Here is a 20,228-nt window from a genome sequence, read left to right on the forward strand (position 1 = left end):
GGAAAATCAGGAAGCTCCATGCGCATTGCCATCGTCGAGAATACCCAAGTCACCCATCACGGCCAGGTCGGCGTGGCGCTGCACGAAGCCGCTGCCGTCATCGACCTCTACCGCCCCTTCACCGACGGGCTCTTGCCTGCGCCGGGGTCCTATGACGGGCTCCTGGTCTTTGGCGGCGAGCAATCGGCGCTGGATGACCAGATTCACCCCTATCTGCCGCGCCTTGCCAACCTGATGGCCGAAAGCGCCGCGCGGGGGACGGCGGTTCTGGGCGTGTGCCTGGGTGCGCAGCTCTTCGCCCGGGGCCTTGGGGCCGAGAACCGCATTGGCATCGCGCCCGAGTTCGGCTGGACCGGCGTCTCGCGCCTCGCCCCCGACCCGGTGCTGGACCAGGTGCCCGAGGCCTTCCCGATCTTCCAGTGGCATTCCGACACCTTCACCCTGCCCCAGGGCGCCCAGCACCTGGCGCGCTCCGACATGGCCGAGGTCCAGGCCTTCCGCTATGGCCGCGCGGGCTATGCGACCCAGTTCCATTTCGAGGCCTCTCGCGCCGTGGCCCGCGACTGGCTCAAGCGCTTCCCCGAGGTGATCGAGCGCATGGCCCCGGGCTTTGCCGCAACCCATGCCCAGGCCGAGGCCGCCCATGGCCAGGCCGCCGATGACCACGGCCTGGCGCTGGCCCGGGCATGGGTCGGGCTGATCTGATGCGGCTGGCGCTGGCCTTCTGCCTGACCATGGCGCTCGATGTGCTTTTGACCCTGGTCTCGTCGAGTGTCATCCTCATGGTGGTCTTTGCGACACAGGGCGTCTTTCGAGACGGGATGGACGGCGCCCAGGCGGCGGAACTGATGCGCGACGAGGGGCTGCACCTGGCGCTTCAGCTCGGCGTCGGCCTGCCCTGCACCTTCCTCGCCGCCTGGATCGGCGCCAGGGTCGCCCGACGGGCCGAACGACTGATGCCGCCCCTGGCCTTCCTGACCCTGTCCCTGGCCTCGTTCCTCTGGTCGAACTCCCCGGTCGAGCCGCTGAAAGACACCTTGCTCCTTGTCATCTCCCTTCTCGCCGCGCTGGCAGGCGGAGCGCTCGCCCGGCGCGGGAGGCTCAAGCGCGAGGCGGCCAAGGCCCGCAGCCTCGCGGCCCAGTTCTAGGTCGCAACCTCAGGCCCTGGCGGCGTTGGTCTTGGTGGCCAATTGCCCGCCCGGCCAAAGCTTCAAGACCCGCCAGGCGATCCAGGGGTTGACGACCAGGGCCGCCAGGGTGATCACCAGCCCGACCTCTGCCCAAGCGGCCAAAAGCGCCTGGGCCAGGGCCGCCAGCGGAAAGGTCAGCGCCCCCCAGGAGGGCGAGAACCCCGCCACCAGGATCCAGCGCCCCGAGGCCACCAGCGCCACCGCGATCACGAGCCCAAGGGCCAGAAGCACCAGTTGCAACACCTCCATCCCCAGCGCCCCGAAGCCCAGCGACAAGAGCGCCGCCGGGGCGAGGTGAATGGCCAGCATGGGCCGCAAGGGCGCGGGCGGCACCTCGCGCCACAGCTGCGCCAGCGACAAAAGCCAGATCGTCAGCGCCGAAATCAGCGCGAGCCAGCCGATCACGGCGGCAAGCCCGCCCCAGCCCAGGCTCGCCAATCCCGGCATGGCCACGACGATGCCGGTAAAGCTCAGATGCCAGGTCGGGTTGGGCACCAGCCCCTCGGCCCCCTGCGCCCGCATCACGCGCAGGACCATCCCCGCCAGCACCAGATGCGCCACAAGCGAACCGAGGATCAGCACCAGCCCCAGGCCCGGCGCATAGGGCGCCACGACCGCACCCATGGCCATGCCACTCATCGCGGCCGCAGCCATCCCCGCCCGCCCCGGCAAGGGCCGCAGGTCCTCGGCCAGAACCCCGAAGCGGCGCCAGACCTTGACCTTGATCGCCACCACCGCCAGGACCCAAAGCCCCAAGGTCAGCCCCAGGGCCAGCTCCGCCAGCCCCGCGCCGAAGCCAAGGACCGCAGCCGCCCGCCGCAGGGCCAGGCCCAAGCCTATCAGCCCCAGCACCACCGGAAACACCGCCGGAGGCGTCGTGGCAAACAAGGCCGGGCGGCGCGGCGGAAACTCGGGCGGCGGATAGCGCTTGGGACGGGGCTCGGACATGGGGGCCTTCCTTGGAAACCGTCACCCCCCGCAACACGAGAGGCGCAGGCCAAGCCTATCCCCCCGCATCCGTCCCGGCAAAGCCGCAAAGTGACGCAGAAGGGGCGCGAAAACGGGGCCCCATCCGACCAGGACGGGGAGAATCGCTTGCGCCTGGCAAGGCGCTCCGCCGGGTCAGCCGATGCCGCCGCCCGCGAGGTAGGCCGCGCAGCCCGTCAAGGCGGCGAAATCGTCCTCCACCACCCAGACCGGGAAATCCATGAGGAAGTCGTGGAACCGCCCCTTGTCGCAAAGCGCCTCCTTCAGCCCGAACTCAGCCATCCAGGGCGTCAGGGCCCGCGCCATGCCCCCGATCAGGAACATGCCCCCGTAAGGCAGATGCGTCAGCGCCTGGTTGCCCAGGACATTGCCCAGGACCTTGATGTAAAGCCGCGCCGCCTCGCGGGCCAGGGCGCCGCCGGCAGCAAGCTCCGCCATGATCTCGGCCGAGGACCTGGGCGCCAAGGCCCCCGCCTCTTGTGTCACAAAGGCATAGACCCGCTCGAAACCGCGCCCGGCCAGGGCATCCTCGATCCCGGCAAAGCCATGGGCATGATCGCCATGGGTCTCGATGAACTGCGCCAGGGCCAGGTCCCTCGCATCCCGGATCGGCATGGAACTGTGCCCGCATTCCGAGGGCGGCACGACCCGACCCCAGGGCGTATTGTGGACCGGAGCCGCATTGACCCCCGTTCCCAGCCCCACGACCAGCATCGAGGCATTGGGCACCGATTTCCCCGCGACCACCGGACGCAGGAATTCGGGCGCGATATGGCCCAAGGCCTGGCCCTGGGCCTGCAGATCGTTCAGGATCGCCACCTTGGAGGCCCCGGTCGCCCGGTTCAAAAGCGCCCGGTCGATGACCCAGGAGAGGTTGGTCATCTCGGCCACGCCATTCACCACCGGCCCCGCCGCCGCCACGCAGGCGCCCTCGACCGCAGAAAGGCCCGCCTCGGACATGTAGCGCCGCAGGATCGGTTCCAGCCCGTCGAACTCCGCATTGGCGAATTTGGCAATGCTGCCTTCGCGCAGGTGGCGCCCATCGGCCAGGGCCACCCTGGTGTTGGTTCCCCCGATATCGGCGAGGATTGCGGTCATGATGGCTCCTTCCCGTCACGCTTTGGCGGCCTGGGGCCAAGGGCCCGGGCATCGCCCTTCATTTCACCGCGCCATCAACGACTTGCGCGGCCTTTCTCATCCCTTGCCCGAAGCCCGGGCCCCTCAGACCGGAACCGGCCCGGTCGATTGGCCCAGGATCAGCTCGGCCTCCAGCATGCGATGCTGCGCCGGCAGTTCGGGCTGGCCGATCACCTGCAAGAGCATTTCGGCCGCCAGCCGCCCCGCCTCCTTGACCGAAGAGCGGGTCGCGGTAAAGATCGGCACATCCTCGCCATTGCGCAAATAGCTCAGGTCGTCGTCAAAGATGATGACGCTGACATCGCGCCCCATCTTCAACCCCCGCCCCTCGATCGCGCGCCGCACCCCCATGCCCTGCAGCATCGAGGCGCAGAGGAAGGCCGTGGCAGGCTCGGGCAGCGACAGCCCCGCCTCGGCGGCGCGGTGGCCATGGGTCTCGGTCATCTCGGCCGAGGCGAAGATCAGGCCATGGTCCAGCGTCAAGCCCCGCGCGGCCATGGCATCGGTCAGCCCGGCCCGGCGGCGGACGGCGAAATCCATGGTCTCGTTGCCGTTCACCAGCGCGATGCGACGGTGGCCGAGGTCCAAGAGGAACTCCGCCGCCCGCTGAAAGGCGCGGCGGTTGTTCACATCGACCCAGTTGTAATCCAGCTCCGCCCCGGTCGAGCGGCCATGCACGACAAAGGGCATCCCCATCTCGCGCAGCGCCCGGATGCGGGGATCGTTCACCTTGGGCGCATGCACGATCACCCCATCGACCGAACCGCGCGACATGAGGTCCCGGTAGGTCTGCTCCTCGGCCTCGTCCGGCACGATCGACAGGATCATGTCATAGCCGTTGCGCATATAGGTCTCGCCCGAGCCGGTGATGAAATCGGCAAAGATCGGGTTCATCATCTCGGAGCGGTGATTCAGCGGGATGACATGGCCCACGGCGAGCGCGCGGCCCGTGGCCAGACGGATGGCCCGCGCGTTGGGCCGGTAATTGTGGCGGCGGGCGGCGGCGATGACGCGTTCGCGCGTGGTCTCGTTGACCTCGGGGTAGCCGTTCAGGGCCCGGCTGACCGTGGTGGGCGAGAGCCCGAGCTTGGCGGCGAGTTCCTTGAGGTTCATCTGGGCTATCGGGTCAGGACGGTGAAAGCTGTCAGCCCCGAGTTTACCCGATTTCCCGGGCTCCCAAAGCGTCGTCTTGTTCCGTAAACGATTTAGAAATGGATGAATAGGGGATTTTTCATGCTGCTTTGCGGCATTAAAGCGGTTTGAATGGGGGAAATTGCGACGTCAAAGCGCTTTGGCGATTTCCGGCGCCACCGGCGGCGCCACTGACACTGACATCGGTGCCAGTTCAAGGGTCAGGAATCGGGCCACTTCGGCGATCCCCGGGGGACTTCCGGCCACGGCCAGAACCACCGCCTCGGTCGGCGCATCCACGACCGGACGCAGCACCAGGGGCCGCCCGTCATGGCTCTGGCGCGGCGCGGGCTGGGTCCAGGACAGGCCCAAGCCCAGGCCATTGGCGGCGAAAGAGCGCATCAGGTCCAGGCTCGCACAGCGATGGGCGATGCGCGGCGAGAGGCCCGCCGCATGGAACAGGCTTTGCACATGGGCGATCGAGAGGTCCTGGTCGGTCAGCACCAGGGGATGGGCGGCGATCTCGGCCAGGGTCAGGGCGGGCTTTTCGGCCAGGGGATGGTCCGGCGCCATGACCGCCCGGGGCGCGATCCGCGCCAGGTCATGCAGCACCCAGGGCCCCGGCGGCAGCCCCAGCGCCCAGGTCAGGGCGGCGTCGATCTGGCCCTGCTCCAAAGCCTCGGCGAGGGGGCGAAAGCCCATGGGACGCGGGGCGATCTGCGCGCTATGGGCGATCAGGGGCGCGAGGGTTGCCGGCGCCAGATCCTCGAAGATCCCCAGCCGCAGGGGCGCCCGGGTCTGGCCCTGCATCAGGGCGGCCAGCCCCGCGACATGGGTCGCGGCCTCGGCCAGCCAGGCGGTGCCGAAGGCCGTGGGGGTCAAGGGCCCCCCGGGGCGGCGCAGGAACAGGGGCTGGCCAAGCGCGGTCTCCAGCTGCGCCAAGGCCACCGACAAAGCGGGCTGGCTGACATGCAGCGCGAGCGCTGCCGAGGTCAGCCCGCCATGTTCAGCCACGGCCAGCGCATATTCCAGTTGGCGGAGCGTCAGGGATAACATGGGATTATGGCCTTCTTCCAAAGGTATTATTGGAACGAAAGCCCGCGCCATGGCAAGAGGGTCCAAACAGGAGGCGCGACATGGTGACGGATCAGATGGTGGAAGACTTCCAGCGCGACGGGGTCGTGCTGGTCAAGGGCCTGTGGAAGGACTGGGTGGAGCCCCTGCGCGCCGGCATCGCGCGCAACATGGCCGAGCCGGGGCCCTATGCGGCCGAGAACCTGAAACCCGGCGAGCCCGGCCGCTTCTTCGACGACTATTGCAACTGGGAGCGCATCCCCGAGTTCCGCGATGTGATCTTCAACTCGGGCGTGGCCGATGTGGCGGCAAAGCTCATGCGGTCGCAGCGTGTGCAGATGTTCCACGACCATGTGCTGGTGAAAGAGCCCGGGACCTCGAAGCCCACGCCCTGGCACCAGGACGGGCCCTATTACTTCGTGGCGGGCCGCCAGACGATCAGCTTCTGGTCGCCCCTGGACCCGGTGACGCAAGCCTCGCTGCGCTGCGTGGCGGGCAGCCATCTCTGGCCGAAAGAGGTCCTGCCCAAGCGCTGGCTGGCCGATACCGCCTTCTACCCGGACCCCGAGAAATACATGCCCGTCCCCGACCCCGATGCCGAGGGGATGAAGGTCCTTGAATGGGAGATGGAGCCCGGCGACGCCGTGGCCTTCGACTACCTGACCCTGCACGGCGCGCGCGGCAACGAGGCGGCCACCCGCCGCCGCGCCTTCTCTTTGCGGCTGGTGGGCGAGGATGCCCGCGTCGTCGACCGCCCCGGCCGGACCTCTCCGCCCTATCCGGGTCACGATATGAAGGCGGGCGAACGGCTGCGGGAAGACTGGTTCCCGGTGCTGCGGGCTTAGGTCTGGCGGAAAGCGCTGGAGGGGCCGCCTGCCCCTCCAGACCTCCCCGGGGATATTTATGAAAAGATGAAAGACGCAGAGCCCCCTTTTCGCCCTTGCCGCTTGCCCCGACGAGTGCCCAATGCCTTGCGGCTCCGTCATCGCAAGGGTCTCGCGCCTGTTGGCTGGCACTCTCCTCCCATTCATCTTTTCACAAATATCCCACGGGGGTCCGGGGGTGTGAAACCCCCGGGCTCAGCCACAAGGCATGCACCTCGGGGGATCGGGAGAAACCCGTAGCCCGGGGGATACCCGGGGCGCCCCGGGCCCGAAAAGTGGCGCGCCCCCCAGATTTCCCTTGGGTTTGGGGTTTCGCGCTGCTAGAACGCCGCCCATGACGGATATGCGCATCATCGACATCTGCTGCATTACCGACTGACATCGTCAGGCGGTCCGTCCTTCGTATCCCATCGAAATCGGCCCGCCTGGCACTCAGGCTTTGGAGGGATCATGGGGATCAGGCTGCACAATTCGGCGACGCGGGCGAAGGAAGACTTCGTTCCGATCGATGCTTCCAATGTGCGGATGTATGTCTGCGGACCCACGGTCTATGACCGCGCCCATATCGGCAATGCGCGGCCCGTTGTGGTCTTCGACACGCTTTATCGGCTTTTGCGCCATGTCTATGGTGAGGCCCATGTGACCTATGTCCGCAACTTCACCGATGTGGACGACAAGATCAACGCCACCGCCCAGGCGCGGAAGGCCGCCGGAGATGCCCGGCCCCTGGAGGCCCTGATCCGCGAGCGCACCGAAGAGACCATCGGCTGGTATCATGCCGATATGGACGCCTTGGGCGCGCTGCGGCCCAAAATCGAGCCTCGGGCGACAGACTACATCGGGCAGATGGTGGCGATGATCGCGGGGCTGATTGCCGGGGGCCATGCCTATGCGAAAGAGGGCCATGTGCTCTTCCGCGTGCGGTCTTATGCGGAATATGGGCGGCTTTCGGGGCGGTCGGTGGATGACATGATCGCAGGCGCACGCGTCGAGGTCGCGCCCTTCAAGGAAGACCCGATGGACTTCGTGCTCTGGAAGCCCTCGGATGCCGATCTGCCGGGTTGGGAGAGCCCTTGGGGTCGGGGGCGGCCGGGTTGGCATATCGAATGCTCGGCCATGGCGCATGAGCTTCTGGGGGCGGAGTTCGATATCCATGGCGGAGGCTTGGACCTGCAATTCCCCCACCACGAGAACGAGATCGCGCAAAGCTGCTGCGCGGGGCACGGCTTTGCGCGCGTCTGGATGCACAACGAGATGCTGCAGGTCGAGGGCAAGAAGATGTCCAAGTCCTTGGGGAATTTCTTCACGGTGCGGGATTTGCTGGAGAAGGGTGTGCCGGGGGAAGTGATCCGCATTGTGTTCCTCGGCACGCATTACGGCAAGCCGATGGACTGGACGGCGGAGAAGGCGGCGCAAGCCGAAGCCACCTTGCGCAAGTGGCGAGGGCTTGTCGCGGGGATTGACCCCGCTCCAACCCCGCTGCCGGGGGTGGTGGCGGCGTTGTCCGATGATCTCAACACGGCGGGCGCGCTGGCCGAATGCCATGCGGCGGCGGGGCGCGGGGATTATGCGGGGCTTCTGGCCTCGGCGCGGGTGATGGGGCTTTTGACGGAGGAGATGGGGGAATGGGCGCGGGGCGTCGATCTCTCGGGGCTCGCGGCCAAGCTTTCCACCTTGCGCGAGGCGGCCAAGGCCTCCAAGGACTTCGCCCCGGTCGATGCCCTGAAATCCGCGCTCCTGGCGGCAGGGGTCGAGGTGCGGATGAGCAAGGACGGGGTGGAGCTCATGCCCGGCGCGGGCTTTGACGCCACGAAACTGGAGGCACTGTGATGGAGGCCACCCAAGGGCCCAAGGCAGCGCTGCGGATGATCGCCCAGGCTCCTGGGCACGATCTTTCGCCGAAAAATGGTAGGGCCCGGCTGGGCAAGGACAGGGTCTAACATGGAACGACTTTATCTTTTCGACACGACCCTGCGGGACGGCCAGCAGACCCAGGGCGTCCAGTTCTCCACCGCCGAAAAGCAGCGCATCGCGCGGGCGCTGGATGACCTGGGCGTCGATTACATCGAGGGCGGTTGGCCGGGAGCGAACCCGACCGACAGCGACTTCTTTGCGGCCGCACCGCAGACCCGCGCCACCATGACCGCCTTTGGCATGACCAAAAGGGTCGGGCGCTCGGCTGCCAATGACGACGTTTTGGCCGCCGTCCTGGATGCCGGGACGCCTGCGGTGTGCCTGGTGGGGAAATCCCATGAGTTCCATGTGGTCACCGCCTTGGGCGTCACGTTGGAGGAAAACCGCGAGGCCATCGCCGAAAGCTTCGCCCATGTCACGGCCAAGGGCCGCGAGGCGCTTTTCGATGCCGAGCACTTCTTCGACGGCTACAAATCCAACCCGTCTTACGCTGTAAGCTGCCTGCGCGCCGCGCTGGAGGCTGGCGCCCGCTGGCTGGTGCTTTGTGACACCAACGGCGGCACCCTGCCCGCCGAGGTCCACCGTATCGTGACGGAAGTCATCGCCCAGGGCATCCCCGGAGACCGCCTCGGCATCCATTGCCATGACGACACTGGCCACGCCGTTGCGAACTCCCTGGCGGCGGTCGATGCGGGGGTGCGCCAGATCCAGGGCACGCTGAACGGGCTGGGGGAGCGCTGCGGCAATGCCAACCTGACCACGATCATCCCGACGCTGCTCTTGAAGGAGCCCTACCGCAGCCGCTATCAGACCGGGGTCTCGCCCGAGGGCCTGCGGGGCCTTCTGCGCGACAGCCGGATGCTGGACGATATCCTGAACCGCGTCCCCGCGCGGCAGGCTCCTTACGTGGGCGCCTCGGCCTTTGCCCATAAGGCGGGGCTCCATGCCAGCGCGATCCTGAAGAACCCCACCACTTACGAACATGTTGACCCCGCCCTGGTCGGCAACGAGCGCGTCATCCCGATGTCGAACCAGGCGGGACAGTCGAACCTGCGCACCCGCCTCGCCCAGGCCGGGATCGAGGTCCCCCCGGGCGATCCGCGCCTTGGCCGCATCCTCGACCTGGTCAAGGAGCGCGAGGACCAGGGCTATGCCTATGACGGCGCCCAGGCCTCGTTTGAACTCTTGGCGCGGCGGGAGCTGGGTGCCCTGCCCGCCTTTTTCGAAGTGCTGCGCTATCGCGTGACGGTCGAACGGCGGAAGTCGGCCTCGCAGGGGATCGTGACGATCTCGGAGGCGGTCGTGGTGGTCAAGATCGGCGACCAGGTGATGATGTCGGTCAGCGACTCGGCCTCGGACACCAAGGACGACAATGGGCCGGTGAATGCGCTGTCCAAGGCGCTGGCCAAGGACCTCGGCCCCTATCAGGCGGTGATCGACGACATGAACCTGGTGGATTTCAAGGTCCGCATCACGGGCGACGGCACGGATGCCGTGACGCGGGTCATCATCGACAGCGAGGACGGCCAGGGCCGCCGCTGGTCCACCGTGGGGGTCAGCGCCAATATCGTGGACGCCTCTTTCGAGGCGCTTCTGGACGCGATCACCTGGAAGCTGGTGCGGGATGCTCGCTGACCTCGTCCAGCGTGGCGACCCCGACCGCTTTGCCGCGACCCTGGCCATGCCAGCCGCCTTGCGCGAGAGGCTCTGGGTGCTTTGGGCCTTCAACCTCGAGGTCGCCCGCGCGCCTTGGGTCTCGACCAACCCGCTGATCGCCGAGATGCGGCTGCAGTTCTGGGCCGATGTGGTCGAGGAAGCGACCCCGCGCGCCCATGAGGTGGCGGGGCCGCTGCATGAGGTGATGACGGCGACGCCTGCCCTGCGTCCGGTGCTGGCCAAGCTGATCGCCGCGCGGCGTCTGGACATCGCCCGCGAGCCCTTCGCCGACAGCGCCTTCGACGCCTATCTCGAGGACACCGCTGCGGGGCTCCTCTGGGCCGCGGCGCTCTCCTGCGAAGCCCCGCCCGAGGCCGAGACCGCCTTCCGGGCGCTTGGCTGGGCCATGGGGCTCGCAAATTTCCTGCGCGCCCTGCCCGAGCTGCAGGCGCGCGGCTGGGCGGCCCTGGACATGGACCCCGCCGCCCTGCGGCTGAAGGCGCAGGAGGGGCTGAACCACCTGGCGATCGCCCGGGCGCAAAGGGCCGCGATGGGCCGCGCTGCTCCGGTGGCCTTGGTCGGCTGGCAGGCGGGCGGGCTCCTTCACCTGGCCGAGGAGAACCCGCTTCGGGTGGGCGAGGGGAAACTGGCCCTGTCGGAATTCCGCAAAAGGGGCGGGCTGCTCTGGCAGGCCTTCACGGGGCGCTTCTGAACCCTTGGGGGCGCTGCCCCCCATGCCATTGGTTTCCCGAACCAATGGCGAAACCAAAGGCATAGCCCGGGATATCTGCGCAAGCATGAAAGCAGAAAAAGAGTGCCTCGGGGAGACTGCCGCAGGGTAGGAGCCTGAACGCCGGCGCGAAAGGCGGGGCCCCGAGGTCTTTTGCGATACGGGCAGACTAAAGCTGCCTCATGAACCGCCGCGCGGGGTTGGGTATCGGTTGATAGTCCTGTGCCATGTAAAACGCATGGGCGGAGGCATTCTCGGCATGGGTTCCAATGATCAGATAGGAACACCCCATCGCGCGGCCCAAATCCTCGCAGGCCGCAAGCAGCGCCCGGCCGAGGCCGCGCCCCCGCGCATGGCCCTCGACGTAAAGGTGATGCAGGTCCAAGCCGCGCTCGCCGTGCTGGAGCCGCGCCAGGGGCAAAAGCGCGGCATAGCCCAGAAGGGCGCCCTCTTCCTCGACCACCAGCACATGAAACCAGGGCACCGGCCCGAAGAGATCGCCCTCAAGGCTCTCCTCTGTCAAGCGCGGCAGATCGTCATGATGCCGCGCCAAGCCCTGAACCATGGGCAGCAGCCCCGGCAAATCCCGGCGCTCGGCCTTGCGGATCTTCATCGCCCCCGCCCTTTCATACTTGCCCAAATACTCCCTTGCCCCGGCATCCCATATCCCCTGGCTTTCAATTTGGCCCAAATACTCAAACCGCCCTGCCGATCCTGCGCCTTGGGGCTTTCATACTGGCCCAAATATCCCCGCCGGAGGCACCGCCGCGCAAACGGCCCCCAAAAGCAATGAGGCGGGCCCTGGCCCGCCTCTCCGCTGGATCAACGGTTCAGCGCCGCGACGCCGGGGAGTTCTTTCCCCTCCATCCATTCGAGGAAAGCCCCGCCCGCCGTCGAGATGAAGGTGAAGTCCTCGGCCACGCCTGCGTGATGCAGGGCCGAGACCGTGTCACCGCCCCCCGCCACCGAGACGAGCTTCCCCGCCTTGGTCAGCGCCGCCGCTGCCTTGGCCGCAGCCACCGTGGCGGCGTCGAAGGGCGTCAGCTCGAAAGCGCCCAAGGGCCCGTTCCAGATCAAGGTCTTGGAGGCAGCAAAGACCGCCTCGATCGCCTTCACAGTGGCGGGGCCCGCGTCCAGGATCATCTGATCCGCCGGGCAATCCGCTGCGGCCACCGTCTGGTTGGCAGCGCCCGCCTTGAACTCACCCGCCACGACGACATCCACCGGCAGATGGATCGTGCAGCCCGCCGCCTTGGCCTTCTCCAGGATTTCCAGCGCAGTCGGCGCCATATCGCGTTCGGCCAGGGACTTGCCGACCTCGATGCCCTGCGCCACGAGGAAGGTGTTCGCCATCCCCCCGCCGATCACCAGGTGATCGACCTTGGTCACGAGGTTGCCCAGAAGGTCCAGCTTGGTCGAGACCTTGGCCCCGCCCACCACCGCAACCACCGGGCGCTGCGGCGTGCCCAAGGCGGCCTCCAGCGCCTTCAACTCCGCCTCCATCAGCCGGCCAGCGGCAGAGGGCAAGAGATGCGCCAGGCCTTCGGTCGAGGCATGGGCCCGATGCGCGGCCGAGAAGGCATCGTTCACGAAGACATCGCCAAGGGCAGCCATCTCGGCCGCCAGAGCCGGGTCATTCTTCTCTTCGCCCGCGTGGAAACGGGTGTTCTCCAAAAGGACCACATCACCCTGGCCCGCAGCCGCGATGGCCTCGCGCGCGGGGGCGCCGACGCAATCCGATCCGAAGACCACCTTGCGCCCCAGCGAAGCCGCAACCGCCGAGGTCAGGCGACCAAGGCTCATCTCCGGCACGACCTTGCCCTTGGGCCGGTCGAAATGCGCCAGGAGCACGACCTTGGCGCCAAGCGCAATCAAGTCCTCGACCGTGGGCTTGATCTTGTCGATCCGGGTCGTGTCGGTGACACGCTCCCCCTCCATCGGCACATTGATATCCACCCGCACGAGCACCGTCTTGCCCGCCAGCGCCATGTCGTCAATCGTCTTCCAGGCCATCATCGCCTCCTGAACCGGAACGCTCTCGGTCCCCTCTTTCCGCGCAAAGCGGGCAAAGGTCAACGCCTGCCCTTGGACTCGGCTGGCCCTTCGGCTAGTTTCGCGCCCAATCAGGAAAGGAGCCAAGATGGCCGATATCAAAGACCCCGAGAACACCATCATCATGACGCTGAAGGGCGGGGATGTGGTGATCGAACTTCTGGCCGACATCGCGCCGAAGCATGCCGAGCGGATGAAGGTCCTGGCCCGCGCCGGGGCCTATGACAACGTGGCCTTCCACCGCGTCATCGAGGGCTTCATGGCCCAGACCGGCGACGTGGAAAACGGCAACATGGAGAAGGACTTCAACCTGCGCCGCGCGGGCACGGGCGGGTCGGATCTGCCGGATCTGCCGGCCGAGTTCTCCAACGTGCCGCATGACCGTGGGACCCTGGGGGCTGCGCGCTCGTCCAATCCGAACTCGGCCAACAGCCAGTTCTTCATCAACTTCAACGCCAATCACTTCCTGAACCGGCAATACACGGTCTATGGCCGCGTGATCTCGGGCATGGAACATGTCGATGCGATCACGCGGGGCGAGCCGCCGATGTCGCCCGACCGGATGATCAAGGTGCGGGTGGCTGCCGATGTTGCGTAAGGTCCTTGCAGCGCTGATCCTGACGGCAGCCCCGGCCCTGGCCGAGGGCGATGGCCCGGGTCCGAACCTGGTGATCGAGGTCTCGGGCGAGGCCAATGGCACGGTGGTCATCGACCTGGCCCAAGACATCGCCCCGAACCACGTGGCGCGGATCGTCGAGCTTGCCAAGTCGGGCGCCTATGACGGGGTGGTCTTCCACCGCGTCATCGACGGTTTCATGGCCCAGACCGGCGATGTGAAATACGGCAAGACGGGTGCCGACCTGACCATGGCGGGGATGGGGGGCAGCGATCTTCCCGACCTCAAGGCCGAGTTCTCGGACGTGCCCTTCGAGCGGGGCGTGATCGGCATGGCCCGCGCGCAAGACCCCGACAGCGCCAACAGCCAGTTCTTCATCATGTTCGCCCCGGGCGATTTCCTGAACGGCCAATACACGGTCGTGGGCAAGGTGATCTCGGGCATGGAGGTCGTCGATGCGATCAAGCGCGGCGACGGGGCCAATGGCGAAGTGACCGAGCCCGATGTCATGACCAAGGTGACCGTGGCCGAGTAAGTCACCGGTCCACGCGCTTTGGGGGCCCTGCCGGATGGCGGGGCCCCTTTGCTTTCCGGCACGAAAAAAGCCGCCCCACAGGGGGGCGGCGAAGTGGCGTCTCGGCAGGCAGGGGGCGGGACGGCCCCCGGGTCGGAAACGCGGGCAGAGATCAGATCGAGCCAGAGAGGGTGAGCCCGAGGAACAGGAGGACAAAGAGGCTGACGACGCCAAGCGCATCCTCGAGGGCAGCAAGGCTGGGGTCGGGCTGGCGGGTGAAACGAACGATGCGGGCGATCATGCTTTCCTCCTTTGGTGTTGCCCTATTGTTCTCATGAGATTCGCAGCCTGTAAAGAACTTTTTAAGAACTCTTAACGAACGGAGACGGAATCTGACACCCTTGTGGCCAAGCCCCCGTGGCTCGCCACATCTTGTGGGGCAGGCTCCGTGGCTGGTCGATGTGGCGCTTGCGGCGAGGTGGCCCCTCGGACTCCGGGCCGAAACGGGGGGAGCCTCGGCTCCCCCCGTGCCCCCCACGACCGGGGAAGGCTGCGCCTCCCCCGGACCCCCGGCCACTTTCGATTTGACGCGAATGCCCATGGGGGTTCAAAGGGCGTACCAAAGGTGGAGGTTGCATGGTTCTCCCCTCGGCGGGAAAAGCCTGCCTCCACCAAAGCCCCTGCCCCCATTCATCTTTTCATAAAATCCACGGGGTTTCCAAAGGGGAGCGTGCTCCCCTTTGGGCAGGGGGCTCGGGGGGCGGCAGCCCCCCGCTTCCTCCGGGAGGTTTCGCTGGCATTTCATGCCTGCAAAACCCCCCGGACCCCGCTCAGCCGATGGTCAAGAGCCGGATCGCGCGGTCCTGGTCGAGAAGCCAGAGCAGCACCCGCACCGCCTGGCCCCTTGGCCCCGTCAGGCCCGGGTCATCGCCCAAGAGCCGCCGCGCATCGGTCTGGGCGACCGCCATGAGCCCCGCCTGCCGCTCGAGGTCCGCCACCCGGAACCGGGGCAAACCCGATTGCGCCGTGCCGATCAGGTCGCCCGCGCCGCGCATGGCCAGGTCCTCCTCGGCGATGCGGAACCCGTCCTCGGTGTCGCGGATCACCGCAAGCCGCCGCTCGGAGCTGCCCTGCAAGGGCGCCTGGTACATCAAGAGGCAGGTCGACTCCGCCGAACCCCGCCCTACCCGCCCGCGCAGCTGATGCAATTGCGCCAGGCCAAAGATCTCGGCCCGCTCGATCACCATGATCGAGGCATTGGGCACGTTCACCCCCACCTCGATCACCGTCGTCGCCACCAGAAGCCGCGTCTCGCCCGCCACGAAACGCGCCATGGCGGCATCCTTCTCCTCCGGCGCCATCCGCCCATGGACCAGCCCGACACGGTCCCCCAGGGCCGCCCGCAGCATCTGGAACCGCGCCTCGGCGGAGGCATAATCAAGGACCTCGCTGTCCTCGACGAGCGGGCAGACCCAATAGGCCTGCCGCCCCTCCGCCATGGCCCGCGCAAGCCGCGCCACGACCTCGTCAATCCGCCCGTCCGAGATCATGACTGTCTTGATCGGCTTTCTGCCGGGCGGCTTTTCATCGAGGACCGAGACATCCATGTCACCGTAACTCGCCAGGGCCAGGCTGCGCGGAATGGGCGTCGCGGTCATTACCAGCACATCGACCGCCTCGCCCTTGGCGCCGAGCTCCATCCTCTGCGCCACGCCAAAACGGTGCTGCTCGTCGATGACCGCAAGTCGCAGGTCGGCGAAGTCCACGTCCTTCTGAAAGACCGCATGGGTACCGACCAAGATGCCGATCTCTCCCCCCGCGAGGGCGGCAAGCTTGCGCGCCCGCTCGCGGCCCTTGTCGCGGCCGGTGAGGAGCTCCAGCCTGACCCCCGCGGCCTCAGCCAGCGGCGCCAGACCCTCCAGGTGCTGGCGGGCAAGGATCTCGGTCGGCGCCATCATGACCCCCTGCCCGCCCGCCTCGACCGCATTGACCAAGGCGAGGAAGGCCACCAGCGTCTTGCCCGCCCCCACATCGCCCTGCAGAAGACGGCTCATCCGCAAGGGATTTTCCATGTCCAGCGCGATCTCGCGCACGGCGCGGGCCTGGGCGCCGGTCAAGGCATAGGGCAGGCTTTTCAAGACCTTGGCGGCCAGGCGCCCATCGCCCTTGGTCACCCGCCCCTTGGCGCGGCGCTGCGTGGCCCGCGCCAGGGCCAGGGTCAGCTGATGGGCGAAAAGCTCGTCATAGGCCAGGCGCTCGCGGGCCTTGGCCTCGGGGCGCAGGTCCAGGGCGCTGGAGGGCGCATGGACGGAATGCAAGGCGCTGGCCCAATCCGGCCAACCCTCCCGCGCGAGCAAAGGCCCGTCGATCCACTCCGGCACCGGGGGCAACCGCGTCAGCGCCGCCGTCACCGCCTTTTGCACCTGGCGCTGGGTCACGCCCGCGACCAGGGGATAGACCGGCTCGAAAGGGGCCAGCGTCTCACCCGGCTCCAGCACGTGATCGGGATGGACCATCTGGGCCACGCCGTCGAAAAGCTCGATACGCCCCGAGATCAGGCGGCGTTCGCCAATGGGCAGGGTCTTTTCCAGGTAATCGCGGCGGGCGTGAAAGAAGACCAGGGCGAAATCCAGCTTCTCGTCCCGCACGATGACGCGGTAGGGCTTGCCCTTCTGCCGGTTGGGCTGATGGGCGACCACCGTCACTTCGACCGTCAGGATACAGGGCGGCACGACCTCGCGCACCGAGCCCCGCCTTGTGCGGTCGATGCCGGAATGGGGAAGCAGAAACAGGAAATCCTTCGGCTTTTCAATGCCCAAGGAGGGCAGGACCTTGGCCGCCTTGGGGCCGATGCCCTCCAGCGTCTCGAGGCCCGCAAAGAGGGGGTTGAGGCTGGCGGGACGGCTCACTGGCCACCCGCGAGCGCGATCCAGGTGTCCTCGTCGATGATCTTCACCCCGTGCTTCTCGGCCTCTTTCGCCTTGGACCCCGCGCCCGGCCCTGCGATCAGAAGGTCGGTCTTGGCGCTGACCGAGCCCGCGACCTTGGCGCCGAGCGCCTCGGCCCGGGCCTTGGCCTCGGCGCGGGTCATCTTCTCCAAGGTGCCGGTGAAGACGAGCGTCTTGCCCGCGATCTCGGAGTCCACGCGGGCGCGGGGGATGACGGGGGTGACGGTCAGTTGCGCGACAAGCGCGTCGATGGCCGCGCGTTCTTTGCTGTTCGAGAAGGTTTCCACGAGCGAAAATGCGATCACTTGGCCAATCCCATCCGCAGAAAGGAGGTCATCCCAGGCCGCCCCGACCCGATTGTGAGACTGAGCAACAGCGCTTTCGAAGCTTTCCCACGTCTGAAAGTGTTGTGCGAGAGTCTTCGCAGCCACTTCCCCCACATGGCGGATCCCCAGCGCAAAGATCAGCCGGTCGAGGCCGATGGTGCGGCGCGCCTCGATGGCGGCGAAGAGCTTTTCGGTGGATTTCTCGCCGAAGCCGTCGCGGTTTTTCAGCTTCTTCAGGGGGCTCGCGGCATCGCGGGCGGCAAGCGTGAAGATATCGGCGGGGGTTTTCACCGGCAGGTCAGCGTCACTGTAGAACATCTCGACCTGTTTGGCGCCGAGCCCCTCGATGTCGAAAGCCCCGCGCGAGACGAAATGCTTCAGCCTTTCAACCCCCTGCGCCGGGCAAATCAGCCCCCCGGTGCAGCGGCGGACCGAATCACCCTCTTCGCGATGGGCCGGGCTGCCGCATTCCGGGCAGGTGTCGGGGAAGACAAAGGGTTGGCCGGTCCGTTGCGAGATATCCACATCGGCAATCTTGGGGATCACATCCCCCGCGCGGTAGACCTGCACCCAATCGCCCTCGCGGATATCCCGCCCTTCGCGAATCACCCCGCCCTTCGAATCACGGCCCGCGATGTAATCCTCGTTGTGCAAGGTCGCATTCGAGACCACGACCCCGCCCACCGTCACCGGCTGCAACCGCGCCACCGGAGAGAGCGCCCCGGTGCGGCCGACCTGGATGTCGATGGACAGAAGCCTTGTCCAGGCGAGCTCGGCGGGGAATTTATGCGCAAGCGCCCAACGAGGGGTGGTGGAGCGGAAGCCAAGCCGCGCTTGCAGGCCAAGGTCGTCGACCTTGTAGACCACGCCGTCGATGTCATAGCCCAGGGTCGCCCGCTGCGCCTCGATCTTGCGGTAATGGGCGAGCATGGCATCGGGCCCGTCGCAAAGCTGGGTCAGGGGATTGGTCGGAAAGCCCATCGCGGCCAGGCGCCGGATCGCGCCCATCTGGGTCGCGGCCAGGGGTTCGGAGAGCTCCCCCCAGGTATAGGCGAAGAAGCGCAGGGGACGGGCGGCGGTGATCTGGGCGTCCAGTTGGCGGAGCGAGCCCGCGGCGGCATTGCGCGGATTGGCGAAACTCTTGTCTCCCTTGGCCACCTGCGCCGCATTCAGCGCGGCGAAATCGGCGTGGGAGATATAGACCTCGCCCCGCACCTCCATGACCTCGGGCGCGCCGGGGACTTCTTGGGGAATTTCCTTGATTGTCCAAGCGTTGTCAGTGACATCCTCCCCGGTCTCGCCATCGCCCCTGGTGGCGGCGCGGACCAGGCGGCCAGCTTCATAGCGCAGCGACAGCGAGAGCCCGTCGATTTTGGGCTCGGCCGTGAAGAGGCCAGCGGGGGCGCCGAGGAACTTCTCGACCCGGTCAGTGAAGTCGGTCAGGTCTTGCGCAGAGAAGCCGTTCTCCAGGCTGAGCATGGGCACGGCATGGGTGACCTTGCCAAAGCCCGAGCTTGGCGTGCTGCCCACCTGCTCGGAGGGACTGTCGGCGCGCTTCAGATGCGGAAACCGCGCCTCGATGGCGGCGTTGCGGGCCTTGAGCGCGTCATACGCGGCGTCCGAAATCTCCGGCGCATCGGCGCCGTGGTAGGCCTGGTTGGCGCGGGCCAGACGCTCTGCCAGAAGCGCCAATTCGTCGCGGGCCTGCGCCTCGGTCATCTCCGCCAGATCTGCCATCTTCTCCCCCGTACCGCACCTTTGCCCGACCCTATAGAACCGGCCAGCGGTTTTCCAGAACCCCTCCCCAGCCAAAAGGAGCGGCTGCGCCGCAAGATCATGCCTCGCCTCTGGGGCTGCGCCCCAACCGGCTCAGGCGGCCCGAGCGGAGAGGGCAGGTCTGCGAGCAGCGAAGACGTCGTGGGCCCCTGGGAGGAAGCAGGGGCATGCCCCTCTGCTGGTTGCGCGAAACGGAGGGGCGGAGAGATGACCAGGGCAAGAAGGCTCCGCCCGCCAAGCGCCCATGGGCCAGAACGCGCGGAACTTTCGCCCGATATCCCCGCAGCGCCGCTTTCCGTCTCGCCCCCCTCTTTCACACTGGCTCAAATATCCCCGCCGGAGGCCGTCCTGAAATCCCCTGGATTTCAGGACCCGAGCCGGTTGGGCCGCAGGCCCAGAGGCGAGAGATAATCTTGCGCGCCTTGCGCGCTCAATTTGGCAAGGGCTGGTCCCATGGGAATGGCGTCGAAGCTCGAGCGCCACAGACCGACGACCTGCCCCTCAAGGCCCAGCCTTCCCGCCATGAAAAAGGGCCGGGAAAACCCGGCCCGAGGTGATGCGACGGAAGGTGAAACTCAGGCGCTGGCCGCGAGCTTCGGCTGTTCGTCCGGCGTGGGCTCGCGCAGCACATAGCCGCGGCCCCAGACGGTCTCGATATAGTTCTGGCCCCCGGTGGCCTCTGCCAGCTTCTTGCGCAGCTTGCAGATGAAGACGTCGATGATCTTCAGCTCGGGCTCGTCCATGCCGCCGTAAAGATGGTTCAGGAACATCTCTTTCGTCAGGGTCGTCCCCTTGCGGAGCGAGAGAAGCTCCAGCATCTGGTATTCCTTGCCCGTCAGATGGACGGTCTGGCTCTCGACCTCCACCGTCTTGGCATCCAGGTTCACGCTGATCTTGCCGGTGCGAATCACCGATTGCGAATGGCCTTTCGACCGCCGGATGATCGCATGGATCCGCGCCACCAGCTCTTCACGGTGGAAGGGCTTGGTCAGGTAATCATCGGCGCCGAAGCCGAAGCCCTTGATCTTGTTCTCGGTATCGTCAGAGCCCGAAAGGATCAGGATGGGCGTCTCGATCCGCGCGAGGCGCAGCTGGCGCAGGACCTCATGCCCCGACATGTCGGGCAGGTTCAGGTCCAGAAGGATCAGGTCGTAATCGTAAAGCTTCGCCAGGTCGATGCCGTCTTCGCCAAGGTCCGTGCAATAGACATTGAGGTTGGCATGGGTCAGCATCAATTCGATGCTGCGCGAAGTGGTGGGGTCGTCTTCCACAAGAAGGATTCGCATCTGTTGC

At 66.9% G+C, this 20,228-nt stretch carries 18 protein-coding genes; 8 read left to right on the forward strand and 10 right to left on the reverse strand.

All coding sequences use genetic code 11. The features are described 5' to 3' along the window. Window positions 1–18 precede the first annotated feature (18 nt). The gene (locus tag GV832_RS07935) at window positions 19–705 is read left to right on the forward strand and encodes a type 1 glutamine amidotransferase (protein ID WP_168774313.1); all 687 of its coding nucleotides are present in this window, start codon (window positions 19–21) and stop codon (window positions 703–705) included. Beyond that, window positions 687–1,148 (forward strand): hypothetical protein, encoded by a 462-nt coding sequence (locus tag GV832_RS07940; RefSeq protein WP_168774314.1) that lies wholly within the window; start codon window positions 687–689, stop codon window positions 1,146–1,148. Before GV832_RS07935 ends, GV832_RS07940 begins: the two co-directional genes overlap by 19 nt. 9 nt (window positions 1,149–1,157) lie before the next feature. On the opposite strand, the gene GV832_RS07945 is transcribed toward GV832_RS07940, so the two are convergent. From GV832_RS07945 to GV832_RS07960, 4 genes are all read right to left on the reverse strand, one after another. Next, window positions 1,158–2,138, reverse strand: coding sequence for a TDT family transporter (locus tag GV832_RS07945; protein WP_168774315.1), 981 nt, complete (start codon window positions 2,136–2,138; stop codon window positions 1,158–1,160). Between the two features lie 174 nt (window positions 2,139–2,312). After that, window positions 2,313–3,275, reverse strand: a complete 963-nt coding sequence (locus GV832_RS07950; RefSeq protein ID WP_168774316.1) for a glucokinase — start codon at window positions 3,273–3,275, stop codon at window positions 2,313–2,315. A 123-nt stretch (window positions 3,276–3,398) separates the two neighbouring features. Further along, window positions 3,399–4,427 (reverse strand): LacI family DNA-binding transcriptional regulator, encoded by a 1,029-nt coding sequence (locus GV832_RS07955; RefSeq protein ID WP_168774317.1) that lies wholly within the window; start codon window positions 4,425–4,427, stop codon window positions 3,399–3,401. 168 nt (window positions 4,428–4,595) lie between these two features. Beyond that, a complete protein-coding gene (locus tag GV832_RS07960) occupies window positions 4,596–5,501 on the reverse strand; it encodes a LysR family transcriptional regulator (protein WP_168774318.1) in 906 nt (301 codons plus the stop codon). 80 nt (window positions 5,502–5,581) lie between these two features. Here GV832_RS07960 and GV832_RS07965 point away from each other — a divergent pair, with 80 nt between their 5' ends. The 4 genes from GV832_RS07965 to GV832_RS07980 all read left to right on the forward strand — a co-directional run bounded on the left by GV832_RS07965 (window position 5,582) and on the right by GV832_RS07980 (window position 10,685). After that, a complete protein-coding gene (locus tag GV832_RS07965; protein ID WP_168774319.1) occupies window positions 5,582–6,364 on the forward strand; it encodes a phytanoyl-CoA dioxygenase family protein in 783 nt (260 codons plus the stop codon). Window positions 6,365–6,850: 486 nt separating this feature from the next. Next, on the forward strand, window positions 6,851–8,233 hold the full coding sequence (gene cysS / locus GV832_RS07970; RefSeq protein WP_168774433.1) for a cysteine--tRNA ligase: 1,383 nt from the start codon (window positions 6,851–6,853) through the stop codon (window positions 8,231–8,233). A 75-nt stretch (window positions 8,234–8,308) separates the two neighbouring features. Then, on the forward strand, window positions 8,309–9,952 hold the full coding sequence (gene cimA / locus GV832_RS07975; protein ID WP_435531751.1) for a citramalate synthase: 1,644 nt from the start codon (window positions 8,309–8,311) through the stop codon (window positions 9,950–9,952). Further along, window positions 9,942–10,685, forward strand: a complete 744-nt coding sequence (locus GV832_RS07980) for a squalene/phytoene synthase family protein (RefSeq protein WP_168774321.1) — start codon at window positions 9,942–9,944, stop codon at window positions 10,683–10,685. The genes cimA and GV832_RS07980 overlap by 11 nt, the downstream gene beginning before the upstream one ends. Window positions 10,686–10,872: 187 nt before the next feature. On the opposite strand, the gene GV832_RS07985 is transcribed toward GV832_RS07980, so the two are convergent. Both GV832_RS07985 and GV832_RS07990 read right to left on the reverse strand, forming a co-directional pair. Then, window positions 10,873–11,316 (reverse strand): GNAT family N-acetyltransferase, encoded by a 444-nt coding sequence (locus tag GV832_RS07985; RefSeq protein ID WP_168774322.1) that lies wholly within the window; start codon window positions 11,314–11,316, stop codon window positions 10,873–10,875. 209 nt (window positions 11,317–11,525) lie between these two features. After that, window positions 11,526–12,716, reverse strand: a complete 1,191-nt coding sequence (locus GV832_RS07990; RefSeq protein WP_227754314.1) for a phosphoglycerate kinase — start codon at window positions 12,714–12,716, stop codon at window positions 11,526–11,528. 127 nt (window positions 12,717–12,843) lie between these two features. Here GV832_RS07990 and GV832_RS07995 point away from each other — a divergent pair, with 127 nt between their 5' ends. Further along, window positions 12,844–13,353, forward strand: coding sequence for a peptidylprolyl isomerase (locus GV832_RS07995; RefSeq protein WP_168774323.1), 510 nt, complete (start codon window positions 12,844–12,846; stop codon window positions 13,351–13,353). After that, the gene (locus tag GV832_RS08000) at window positions 13,343–13,906 is read left to right on the forward strand and encodes a peptidylprolyl isomerase (protein ID WP_168774324.1); all 564 of its coding nucleotides are present in this window, start codon (window positions 13,343–13,345) and stop codon (window positions 13,904–13,906) included. The genes GV832_RS07995 and GV832_RS08000 overlap by 11 nt, the downstream gene beginning before the upstream one ends. A 151-nt stretch (window positions 13,907–14,057) precedes the next feature. On the opposite strand, the gene GV832_RS22315 is transcribed toward GV832_RS08000, so the two are convergent. The 4 genes from GV832_RS22315 to ctrA all read right to left on the reverse strand — a co-directional run bounded on the left by GV832_RS22315 (window position 14,058) and on the right by ctrA (window position 20,221). Continuing rightward, on the reverse strand, window positions 14,058–14,186 hold the full coding sequence (locus GV832_RS22315; protein WP_265332504.1) for a hypothetical protein: 129 nt from the start codon (window positions 14,184–14,186) through the stop codon (window positions 14,058–14,060). A 529-nt stretch (window positions 14,187–14,715) separates the two neighbouring features. Then, window positions 14,716–16,794 (reverse strand): ATP-dependent DNA helicase RecG, encoded by a 2,079-nt coding sequence (gene recG / locus GV832_RS08005; RefSeq protein ID WP_168774325.1) that lies wholly within the window; start codon window positions 16,792–16,794, stop codon window positions 14,716–14,718. Beyond that, complete coding sequence (gene ligA / locus GV832_RS08010) at window positions 16,791–18,896, reverse strand: NAD-dependent DNA ligase LigA (protein WP_168774326.1); 2,106 nt, start codon at window positions 18,894–18,896, stop codon at window positions 16,791–16,793. The genes recG and ligA overlap by 4 nt, the downstream gene beginning before the upstream one ends. Before the next feature lie 614 nt (window positions 18,897–19,510). Further along, a complete protein-coding gene (gene ctrA, locus GV832_RS08015) occupies window positions 19,511–20,221 on the reverse strand; it encodes a response regulator transcription factor CtrA (RefSeq protein WP_168774327.1) in 711 nt (236 codons plus the stop codon). Between the last annotated feature and the right edge of the window lie 7 nt (window positions 20,222–20,228).

This window comes from Stagnihabitans tardus, from assembly GCF_009925085.1.
Classification (GTDB): Bacteria; Pseudomonadota; Alphaproteobacteria; order Rhodobacterales; family Rhodobacteraceae; genus Stagnihabitans; species Stagnihabitans tardus.

Bases quoted from the DNA above. Each gene is read 5' to 3' on its own strand.
- GV832_RS07935 (WP_168774313.1), top strand. From the start codon at position 19: ATGCGCATTGCCATCGTCGAGAATACCCAAGTCACCCATCACGGCCAG.
- GV832_RS07940 (WP_168774314.1), top strand. From the start codon at position 687: ATGGGTCGGGCTGATCTGATGCGGCTGGCGCTGGCCTTCTGCCTGACC.
- GV832_RS07945 (WP_168774315.1), bottom strand. From the start codon at position 2,138: ATGTCCGAGCCCCGTCCCAAGCGCTATCCGCCGCCCGAGTTTCCGCCG.
- GV832_RS07950 (WP_168774316.1), bottom strand. From the start codon at position 3,275: ATGACCGCAATCCTCGCCGATATCGGGGGAACCAACACCAGGGTGGCC.
- GV832_RS07955 (WP_168774317.1), bottom strand. From the start codon at position 4,427: ATGAACCTCAAGGAACTCGCCGCCAAGCTCGGGCTCTCGCCCACCACG.
- GV832_RS07960 (WP_168774318.1), bottom strand. From the start codon at position 5,501: ATGTTATCCCTGACGCTCCGCCAACTGGAATATGCGCTGGCCGTGGCT.
- GV832_RS07965 (WP_168774319.1), top strand. From the start codon at position 5,582: ATGGTGACGGATCAGATGGTGGAAGACTTCCAGCGCGACGGGGTCGTG.
- cimA (WP_435531751.1), top strand. From the start codon at position 8,309: ATGGTAGGGCCCGGCTGGGCAAGGACAGGGTCTAACATGGAACGACTT.
- GV832_RS07980 (WP_168774321.1), top strand. From the start codon at position 9,942: ATGCTCGCTGACCTCGTCCAGCGTGGCGACCCCGACCGCTTTGCCGCG.
- GV832_RS07985 (WP_168774322.1), bottom strand. From the start codon at position 11,316: ATGAAGATCCGCAAGGCCGAGCGCCGGGATTTGCCGGGGCTGCTGCCC.
- GV832_RS07990 (WP_227754314.1), bottom strand. From the start codon at position 12,716: ATGGCCTGGAAGACGATTGACGACATGGCGCTGGCGGGCAAGACGGTG.
- GV832_RS07995 (WP_168774323.1), top strand. From the start codon at position 12,844: ATGGCCGATATCAAAGACCCCGAGAACACCATCATCATGACGCTGAAG.
- GV832_RS08000 (WP_168774324.1), top strand. From the start codon at position 13,343: ATGTTGCGTAAGGTCCTTGCAGCGCTGATCCTGACGGCAGCCCCGGCC.
- GV832_RS22315 (WP_265332504.1), bottom strand. From the start codon at position 14,186: ATGATCGCCCGCATCGTTCGTTTCACCCGCCAGCCCGACCCCAGCCTT.
- ligA (WP_168774326.1), bottom strand. From the start codon at position 18,896: ATGGCAGATCTGGCGGAGATGACCGAGGCGCAGGCCCGCGACGAATTG.
- ctrA (WP_168774327.1), bottom strand. From the start codon at position 20,221: ATGCGAATCCTTCTTGTGGAAGACGACCCCACCACTTCGCGCAGCATC.